The organism is Bacillus sp. LR--39 (genome assembly GCF_053613335.1).
The window spans coordinates 1-550 of the sequence record NZ_JBSIOT010001427.1 but is presented as its reverse complement, the minus strand read 5'-3'; the positions used below and the strand labels follow the sequence as shown (position 1 = coordinate 550).

Below are 550 nucleotides of genomic sequence, written 5' to 3'. Positions count from 1 at the left end.
AGAGGATTTTGCAAAAGCGCTGAGGGAGCTTGAGAAAAAAGAAATAGAAGGACTTGTCATTGATGTACGCGGCAACCCGGGCGGATATCTTCAAAGTGTGGAAGAAATTCTTAAGCATTTCGTTACAAAGGATCAGCCGTATATTCAGATTGCTGAACGCAATGGGGATAAAAAACGTTATTTTTCAACATTGACCCATAAGAAAGCGTACCCTGTCAATGTGATTACGGATAAAGGAAGTGCCTCTGCATCAGAAATTCTTGCCGGCGCATTAAAGGAAGCTGGCCATTATGATGTTGTAGGCAATACGTCTTTTGGAAAGGGAACGGTTCAACAGGCTGTGCCAATGGGGGACGGCAGCAACATTAAATTAACGCTTTACAAGTGGCTGACGCCAAATGGAAACTGGATTCATAAGAAAGGAATTGAACCGACCATTGCGATTAAGCAGCCTGATTATTTTTCCGCCGGGCCCTTACAGCTGAAAGAGCCGCTTAAAGTGGACATGAACAATGAAGACGTCAAGCATGCGCAGGTATTGTTAAAAGGT

1 pseudogene is annotated in these 550 nt (G+C 43.8%); it reads left to right on the top strand.

Annotated features, from left to right (window positions below):
- Nucleotides 1-550 (top strand): annotated as a pseudogene (ctpB, locus tag ACWHAR_RS30925) (carboxy-terminal processing protease CtpB); the annotation flags it as partial.